This window comes from Mesorhizobium sp. M7A.F.Ca.US.002.01.1.1 (genome assembly GCF_004022955.1).
In the GTDB taxonomy this organism is placed as follows: domain Bacteria; phylum Pseudomonadota; class Alphaproteobacteria; order Rhizobiales; family Rhizobiaceae; genus Mesorhizobium; species Mesorhizobium ciceri.
The window spans coordinates 1-2,534 of sequence record NZ_RZQE01000669.1; the positions used below are offsets into that span (position 1 = coordinate 1).

The window sequence follows — 2,534 nt, forward strand, 5'->3', positions numbered from 1 at the left end:
GCGGGGTTTTCGGTCTCGATCAGCGATTTGATCTGTTCGGGCCAGGTGTAGAAATCATCGCGCACGAAGCCGGACGAGCCATTGCTGCGAACGACGATCCTGACGCCGGCATTCTCTGCGAAAGCGGTGTCGAGGCCTTCGGCGAGGCCGGCCGCCATGAAGTCGCCGACCACCAGGACGGTGCGGGCGTCCGGCGCCTTGTCGACCACCGGGATTTCCGGTTCCGCGGGCGGGCGCGGGGCGCGGGGTTTTTTCGCCTTGGGCCTGGGCCTCGGCTTCTGGATATCCAGCGGCGGCTCAATGCGCTCGCTGCGGCGCGGAAACAAAAGGTCGCGCAACGACCAGCCGCGGTTTTGCTGCTCCTGCGCCATGGCCGGCGCATGAAAGGCGCCAGCAACGCCGACGGCAAGCACGACCACGGCCAGGACGAGCACCGGCATGCGACGAACAAGCCCTGCGATGCGCGCAGCCGAAGCCAATCGTTTCCTCCGTCCCTTGGCGCAGTCCTGCCGAAAAACCGCATCGGTTTCTCGGCAAATGCCGCGCCAACCAGATTGCTACAGTGTCCTTTGCGCGCCTGGAAGGCCGCGCGGCACCGCAGGCGGCTCTATTTCTGCCGGAGCCACTTCAGCACTTCCATGCTCGGATAGCCGTCCTGGGTCAAGCCGGCCTTGGCCTGGAAGGCCATGATGGCAGTCTTCGAGCCGTCGCCGATCTTGCCGTCGAACTTGCCGTCGTAAAGGCCATGCTGGGAAAGCCGCTTCTGCAGCTCCTGTCTTTCCTCGAAAGTAAGCTTGGTGAAAGGCCGCTTCCAGTCCTGCACCAGACCGCTCGAGCCGGCGATTTCGTCGGCAAGAAGGCCGACGGCCAGCGCATATTTGTCGGCGTTGTTGTAGGCCTTGATGACCGTGAAATTCTTGATCATCAGGAAGGCTGGCCCGCTGCGGCCGTCCGGCACCTTCAGCGTCGCCTTGTCGGAGCCGTTCTTGAACGGCTTGCCGTTGGCCCTGACGACGCCGAGCGCCTGCCACTGCGACAGTGTCTTGGAACCGCCGGGAAGTTTTCCGGCTGGCAAGGCGACCTCATAGCCCCAGGTCTTGCCGGCTTGCCAGCCATTCTTCTTCAACAAATTGGCTGATGTCGCCAGCGCATCGGGGATCGAATTCCAGATGTCTCGCTTGCCATTGCCGTCCATGTCCACGGCATAGTGCAGATAGCTGGTCGGGATGAACTGGGTGTGGCCCATGGCGCCGGCCCAGGATCCGCTCAGATGGCTTTCGTCGATGTCGCCGGTCTGCAGGATCTTCAGCGCGGCGATCAGCTGTGTGCGGGCGAATTTCGCCCGCTTCGGATCGGCGTAGGCCAAGGTCGCCAGCGAGCGCACGACGTTGCGCATGATGTCGTCGCGCTTGAGGATCTCGCCATAATTCGATTCCATCGACCAGATGGCCAGCAGGATGTAACGGTCGACGCCGAACCTGGCCTCGATCCGATCCAGCCACGGCTTCCATTTCCTGGCCATCTGCTGGCCGACGGCGACGGACTGATCATGGACGCGGTTGTCGAAATAGTCCCAGGCAGGGGCCGTGAATTCAGGCTGCGTGCGCGCCTTTTCCAGCACCACGGGATCGATATCCCTGATGTTCCTGAAGGCCTGGTCGTAGAGGGCGCCGGAAACGCCGCTCTGCACGGCGGTGGCGCGGAAGCCGGCGACCCATTGCCGGAAACCGGCATCGGCGAAAGCGGGGCCAGGCATCAGCAGAGCGAGCGATAGGCTGGCTGCCGCCATGACGCTGGTAAAAATTTTTGCGGCATTGCGAACGGACATCTTTTCCTCCTTCTCTGTCTCAGGAAAGACCATTCATCGCCGAACCAGGTTAGGAATTAGTTTACCATAGGTGCCACCGGGAACGAAAAGACGCTTCGAAGCTTTACCGGTGGACGTTCCCCTCAGTTTCCCAGTAATCCCCAATTCCGGCGTGAAAATGTCTTGAAACGGGGATTGCGGAGCTGGCCCTCAAACGGATAATTGAAAGCATGAAGAGAGTTCGCAAGGCAGTCTTCCCGGTCGCCGGTCTCGGCACACGGTTTCTTCCGGCCACCAAGGCTGTCCCCAAGGAAATGCTGACCGTCGTCGACCGGCCGGTGATCCAGTATGTGGTGGATGAGGCGCGCGAGGCCGGCATCGAGCATTTCATCTTCGTCACCGGTCGCAACAAGGCCGTCATCGAGGACCATTTCGACATCCAGTTCGAACTCTATGACACGCTGGCCCAGCGCGGCAAGGACGACCAGCTCGCCCGCCTGCAGCGGCTGCAGCCGGCGCCGGGGCAGACCAGTTTCACACGCCAGCAGGTGCCGATGGGACTTGGCCACGCCGTCTGGTGCGCCCGCGAGCTCGTCGGCGACGAACCCTTCGCGCTTTTGTTGCCTGACATGATCATGCAGTCGGAGAAGAGCTGCACGAAGGCAATGGTCGAGCTCTACGAGGAGACGGGCAACAACATCATCGCGGTGCAGGAATGCGATCCCGC

Annotated in this window: 2 protein-coding genes and 1 pseudogene; 1 reads left to right on the top strand and 2 read right to left on the bottom strand. The window is 62.0% G+C overall.

What is annotated here, in order from left to right; translation table 11 throughout:
- Positions 1-479, bottom strand: a pseudogene (locus tag EN932_RS33805) (DUF459 domain-containing protein); the annotation flags it as partial.
- A 128-nt stretch (positions 480-607) separates the two neighbouring features.
- A complete protein-coding gene (locus EN932_RS33810; RefSeq protein WP_027161398.1) occupies positions 608-1,828 on the bottom strand; it encodes a lytic murein transglycosylase in 1,221 nt (406 codons plus the stop codon).
- A 209-nt stretch (positions 1,829-2,037) separates the two neighbouring features.
- Between EN932_RS33810 and EN932_RS33815 the strand changes: the two genes are divergently transcribed.
- A partial coding sequence (locus EN932_RS33815; RefSeq protein ID WP_164890774.1) for a UTP--glucose-1-phosphate uridylyltransferase occupies positions 2,038-2,534 on the top strand: 497 nt, incomplete at its 3' end.